Consider the following 4,965-nt stretch of genomic DNA (forward strand, 5'->3'; position numbering starts at 1 on the left):
GGATTCGACCTCCTCCGACACCGCATCCTGCTTCAATAACTGCCCACCGGCCGTCACCACCGACTACGGAACAGAGCCGGAGACCGTACAGACCCGCGACGCTTGGACGACGGCGGTGATCCGGGTGGTGCTGCAGCGGAGTTTCCGCAGGAGCCGCCAGGACTTGAGGATGGCCATGGCGCGTTCGCCGAGGCTGCGGATCTTGGTGTGATCGCGGTTGCGACGTCGGCGCCAGCCGCGCAGGTGCTTGCCCCGGATCGGGACACGGATCGCAGGCACGGCACCCTGATACGCCTTGTCGGCCCAGCACTTGATGTCGTTTTCGGCGAAGGCGACGGGAATGCCGTGGACCCGCGCCGCGGTCAGGTCGTGCGTGGCTCCCGGCAATGCGTCCGAGGCCCAGATCAGGCGGCCGGCGGGATCGGCGAGGACTTGCACGTTCATCCCGTGGTGCTTCTACTTTCCCGAGTGGTACGGCCGGTCGGCGGCGATGCGGTCGATCGGCAGCACGGTGCCGTCAAGGATCACGTACGCCTTCTTGCGGACGGTCGTCATGGCCTGTTCCAGCGTGGGCGCGCGAGCGGCCAGGAGGTCGACGGCCTCGCGTATGTAGCGGTAGGCCGTGGCGATCCTGATACGGAAGCCTGCGGCAAGACGGGCGTAGGCGTAGCCGCAGCGCAGGTGGCCCAGGACGAGCAGGGCCTGTCGGCCACAGGTCAGGCGACGCCAGCGTGAACCGATCCGACGACGGTGACCTGCGAGAAGACCGGATAGATGCCTCAGAGTGCGGCTGGACAGATCGATGCCGGACGGGTAGACAAGCACGCGAAAGCTCCTGGCGGACTGGTGATCTTGGTCGTGAACCCGTCTACCAGGAGCTTTCTTCATGCCCGCAGCCGGGGCTGCCGGCCCAACCACCCGTCAGGTTGGAAGAGGATCAGTGTCTCGTGTGTCCAAGATCCGGGAGCAAAGTCCCGGTGCCGCAGAACGACTCGTACCGCATCCGTTCGTCGTACGGGTCAGGACGGGCGGGACGGGCGGGTCTCGCGGTGGCGGTCGTACAGGGACCAGGCCCACAGTAGGGCCGCGGGGGGCAGGACCCAGGTGGAGACGGAGTGGGGATCGTGGTCGTCGACGACCTTCGCCAGGGTGAGGACCACGAGGGGCAGGAACAGCAGGCCGGATCGGAGCCTCCGGCGGGCTGCCCGGTGGGCCGCACCGGGTCCGTCGGCCAGCCGCAGCGCGTACACCTGCGGCGATCCGAACTGTTCGTACGCTCCGCCGCTCGCGGCGGCCAGATGGTCGCGGGCCTCCTCGGCGTGGGCGCGCGCCTGGCTTGGGGACATGCCGTACGCGCCCCGCAGCACCCCGTCGAGCCGGCGCAGCCAGGCTTCGTCGTCGTTCCGGCAGGCCGCCTCCGGACCGTTGAACCAGCGGCTCGCCCGTTCCTCCGGCAGCAGCCAACCGATCACGGCGGGCAGCGCGGCGAGGACGACCACAACAGGTGCTGGCACGGAAAACAGCGTTCCGCCGGGCACGGAGGCGGTGACCGAGGCGGCGACCGGCACCATCACGACTGCGCCTCCGAGTGCCGCCCACAACCCGCGTGGGCGCCCCGCGGTCCGCAACGCCAGCGCGATGACGGCCAGCAATACCACTGTGCCGACCAGCACGGTCCCGGTGAGCGCCGGTCGGCCGACCGCGAACTCCGCGCCGTTGCCGAACCAGCCGCGCAGGGACAGCAACACGCCGATCACGCCGAGCACGAGAAGTCCTCCGCTGAGGGTCTCGCCGGGCGTGACGCCGTGCACGTCGCGGCGGCTGCGGTGCGCGTCGTCGATTCTTTCGGCGGCCACCTGGGCGGCGTAGTCGTCGGCGTCACCGAAGAGTTCGCGCGCACTGCGGCCGGAATCGGTGACGGCCTCGTAGACTTCGTCGATGACGCGGTCGCCCAGTCCCTGCGGAGAGTCGTATCGCAACAGCAGCCGGAACCGGAACCTGCCGGCCCACTGCTGGTCCTCCTCCCGCGGCCACGTCCGTACGGTGCCCACCCCGCTTCCCGGTTGTCCGCTGTCGCCCTGCCCGGTTTCCCGCTGCTGAGTTGTCACGTCGAATCCTGTCTCGTCGTCCGTCGTCTACCAGATCTTCTGACCGGTAGAGCCCACTAGATTGTCCGGCCGGTGCGATCCACGGTGCGGGTGGCACACTGTCCGGTACATCCGTATGGCTATCCCCTGTCACGTATCCGCACCGGAATGCTGTGCGTCGGCCGGGCCGGGGATGGTGACGAGGGCAGAATCGACGGGTGCCGCCTTCGGGCCGGTCAGCAACCCGGAGACGGACGCGCCGAAGTCCTGCCATGCCGCCCACTCCGCGTCAAGCCGCTCCCGACCGGCCGACGTGATCCGGTAGCACTTGCGTCCTGGCCCGCCCTCACCCGCACGCCACTGGACCTCCACCGCACCGTCCTCGGCGAGCCGGTTCAGCGTCGGGTACAACGTCGCCGGCTTGACGGAGTCCAACCCCGCCGCAGCCAACTGCTGGAGCAGCGCATAACCGTAACTCTCCTTGTGTCGCAATGCACCAAGCAGGCACAACGGCAACACGACCCGCACCCACGCCCCCTGAACTTCCGCCACCACGCCCCCTTCCGTGCTGAACCTGCCCCGCCCGCCCTACGCTACTGTTCTCACTCTACGGCTATTCCAAATCTCAGACTAGTAGACTGTCGCGACTAAGTAACGTTCAGGTTGGTGGAGTTGAGGTCGGGCGGGCTTCGGTTGATGCTTCCGTTCGGCTGGGCAGGGGTACCGTGTCCTCGCAGAAGAAGTATCCGGTTGTCTTGAGTGCCGAAGATCGTCGGGCGTTGGAGCGTGCGACGACGACGGGGGTCCGCAGTGCGTCGATGATCAGGCGGGCGCGGGTGCTGCTCGCGTTGGACACCTCGGCTGGCGGGGTCGCTCCGCGGGCGGTGATCGCGGGGTGGGTCCGGGTCTCGTGCGATTCGGTCCGCCTGATTTCGAAGCGGTACGCGGAGACCGGCGGCGATGTGTGGGCCACGGTCGGCCGGAAGGAACGCGCACTGCCGCCGGTGCCCTCCTCCGTGACCTGAGGTTCCCCCGTTGTGCGGGAGCGGCTGATCAGCTGGTCCCGGCGGGTTGACGTGGTTTCAGATTCACCGGTTCGGCCGCTGCCTGGTTGGCATAGTGCTTCTCCTCGAACTCGATCGGGCTGAGGTGGCCGAGTCGTTTTTGGATGCGTCGGCTGTTGTAGAAGCCGTCGATGTACTCGAAGAGCGCGAGGTTCGCCTCGGCCCTGGTGGCGAAGGTGTGCCTGCGGATGCACTCGGTCTTGACGGTGCTCCACAGGTTCTCCGCCAGGGCGTTGTCGAACGAGTCACCGACGGACCCCATAGACGCCTGGATACCTACTCTGACCAGGCGTGTTGTGAGCTTGATACTCGTGTACGGGCAGCCGTGGTCGGTGTGGTGCACGAGCTCGCCGGGGGCGACCTCCCGGCTGGCCAGGGCGTACTCCAGCGAGGACAGGACGAGGTCGGCGTCCGCGCGGGCAGAGGTCTCCCAGGCCACGACGCGGCGGGAGAACGCATCGCGGATCGCCGACAGCCACAAAGGTCCCGCGCCGGTGGGGATCATGGTGAGGTCCGTGACCCACAGCCGGTTCGGCACGCTCGCGCTGAAGTCACGCCGCACCCAGGTCAGGAGCGAGATCGGCGTCCGGATCACGGCGGGTGAAACCTTTGGGGTGGCGGGGACTGATGCCCGCGAGACCGGCCTCGCGCATGAGCCGCTCGACCCGCTTGCGGCCCACGTGGACCCTGCTGCGTTTGAGGACGGCATGAACGCGGGGCGAGCCGTAGATGCCACCGGATTCCTCATGAACCTGCCGGATGCGGCCGGTCAACTCCGTGTCCTGACAGCGCCGCTCGTACGGCTCCCTCTCGGCCTTACGCCAGCGGTAGTAGGTGGACGAGGGGATGTTCAACTCCCGGAGTACAGGCTCGACCCCCAGATGCGGATACTCATCGACGAGCGCCGTCACCTGGGCCGGGTCGGATCGAGCTGAGCCGCGAAAAAAGCCGAGGCCGTCCGCAGGACATCGTTCGCCCGCCGCAGCTCGCGCACCTCGCGCCGCAACTGGGCAAGCTCTTCCTTCTCCTCGGTGGTGAACAGGTCACCGCGTTCGCCGGCGTCTGCTTCGGCCTGGCGGATCCAGCCTCGCAGGGCCTCGTGGTGCACGCCGAGTTCCTCCGCCATGAGGCGGATCACGGGCTTCGGCTCGGACGTCCGGAACATCCGCACCGCACGTTCACGCAACTCCAGCGGATATTTCCTCGGGGCAGGCATCATTTGGGCTCGGTGTCCGGCGCGAACATGCACGACAGCCACGCCTCAAGCCGCTGATCCGGGGCATACCCGCAGTCCGCTCCCGGCGCGGCCCTCGTCGGTGCCGCCCGGGCCGACTCCGTACCGACAAGGCGTACTTCTCCGCCGAGCACCTCTCGTGCTTCCGCGAACGGGGCCTTGTCCCGCGCATCGCCCGGCCGGGAGTCGATTCCGGCGAACGGCTCGGCCGACACCGTGGAAGATCGAGAGGTCGATCGCCTGGCTCTTCGGCTACCGAAGGCTCACCGTCCGATACGAGCGAAAAGGCTCCCACTTTCCTCGTCTTCCTCGGCCTAAAGGACACGCCGTGACAGAAGGCGCTCGCCTTGCGCGTCGATCACCACGCAGTGGTGATGTTCCTTGCTAATGTCCACGCTGGCCCAGATCTCGGGCACGGTCACCTCCGCCAGCTCGTCATCACGCACAGAAGCCCAGCAGACGACCTCGCCGACGTTGTCCTACTCGGGTCTGTCAAAAGAGCGGCCCTGTCTCATATTCGGTGGTGACGCAGAGTCGTGGAGGTCGTTGATAGTCACGTGAAGGATGTCAACGAGCTTGT

Annotated in this window: 6 protein-coding genes and 1 pseudogene; 1 reads left to right on the forward strand and 6 read right to left on the reverse strand. The window is 67.5% G+C overall.

What is annotated here, in order from left to right; translation table 11 throughout:
- Nucleotides 1–63: 63 nt before the first annotated feature.
- The 3 genes and pseudogenes from LCE31_RS36625 to LCE31_RS36635 all read right to left on the reverse strand — a co-directional run bounded on the left by LCE31_RS36625 (nucleotide 64) and on the right by LCE31_RS36635 (nucleotide 2,579).
- Nucleotides 64–825, reverse strand: a pseudogene (locus LCE31_RS36625) (transposase family protein).
- A 194-nt stretch (nucleotides 826–1,019) separates the two neighbouring features.
- Nucleotides 1,020–2,108 carry a hypothetical protein gene (locus LCE31_RS36630; protein ID WP_225022283.1) on the reverse strand — a complete coding sequence of 363 codons (1,089 nt, stop codon included), beginning with the start codon at nucleotides 2,106–2,108 and terminating at the stop codon, nucleotides 1,020–1,022.
- A 129-nt stretch (nucleotides 2,109–2,237) separates the two neighbouring features.
- Nucleotides 2,238–2,579: a PadR family transcriptional regulator gene (locus tag LCE31_RS36635; RefSeq protein ID WP_263632726.1), complete on the reverse strand. Its 342-nt coding sequence runs from the start codon at nucleotides 2,577–2,579 to the stop codon at nucleotides 2,238–2,240.
- Between the two features lie 233 nt (nucleotides 2,580–2,812).
- Between LCE31_RS36635 and LCE31_RS36640 the strand changes: the two genes are divergently transcribed.
- Nucleotides 2,813–3,112 (forward strand): hypothetical protein, encoded by a 300-nt coding sequence (locus LCE31_RS36640; protein WP_225022285.1) that lies wholly within the window; start codon nucleotides 2,813–2,815, stop codon nucleotides 3,110–3,112.
- A gap of 28 nt (nucleotides 3,113–3,140) precedes the next feature.
- Here LCE31_RS36640 and LCE31_RS36645 read toward each other — a convergent pair whose 3' ends face one another.
- The 3 genes from LCE31_RS36645 to LCE31_RS36655 are packed head-to-tail and all read right to left on the reverse strand — an operon-like array spanning nucleotide 3,141 to nucleotide 4,370.
- Entirely contained in the window at nucleotides 3,141–3,746 is a 606-nt protein-coding gene (locus LCE31_RS36645; RefSeq protein ID WP_225022287.1) for an IS3 family transposase, read from the reverse strand.
- Entirely contained in the window at nucleotides 3,703–4,062 is a 360-nt protein-coding gene (locus LCE31_RS41025; RefSeq protein ID WP_225022288.1) for an IS3 family transposase, read from the reverse strand. Before LCE31_RS41025 ends, LCE31_RS36645 begins: the two co-directional genes overlap by 44 nt.
- Nucleotides 4,059–4,370 (reverse strand): transposase, encoded by a 312-nt coding sequence (locus tag LCE31_RS36655; RefSeq protein WP_225022290.1) that lies wholly within the window; start codon nucleotides 4,368–4,370, stop codon nucleotides 4,059–4,061. The genes LCE31_RS41025 and LCE31_RS36655 overlap by 4 nt, the downstream gene beginning before the upstream one ends.
- Nucleotides 4,371–4,965 lie beyond the last annotated feature (595 nt).

This window comes from Streptomyces sp. 8L, assembly GCF_020176795.1.
Classification (GTDB): Bacteria; Actinomycetota; Actinomycetes; order Streptomycetales; family Streptomycetaceae; genus Streptomyces.